Below are 247 nucleotides of genomic sequence, written 5' to 3'. Positions count from 1 at the left end.
GGGTTAAGTAGCAAAATGTGTGTCCGGTCGGCGTGTCGTCGGTCGGACACTTTTTGTGCTATTTCATGGGGCCTTTTCTGATTCGTATCGAGTGGTTGTATTCGGTTGGGATAGCGTTGTCGTAGAAGGCTGGTCGTCCTGTTTCTTGGTCGGCTTTGTTGTGGTCTTCTTCGGCAAGATCGTTGACTTTGGCGAGTTGGTCTTGTCCGAAATTGCACCGCCTGGCGATCGTGAGTGGATCGTCAGG

The 247-nt window shown here is 51.8% G+C and carries 1 pseudogene; it reads right to left on the bottom strand.

The features are described from left to right. Positions 1-58: 58 nt before the first annotated feature. Positions 59-247, bottom strand: a pseudogene (locus HMPREF2736_RS11905) (IS256 family transposase); the annotation flags it as partial.

Source organism: Corynebacterium sp. HMSC036E10, from assembly GCF_001836265.1.
Classification (GTDB): domain Bacteria; phylum Actinomycetota; class Actinomycetes; order Mycobacteriales; family Mycobacteriaceae; genus Corynebacterium; species Corynebacterium coyleae.
The sequence above is the reverse complement of the archived record's forward strand: the minus strand, read 5'-3'. Positions and strand labels throughout refer to the sequence as shown.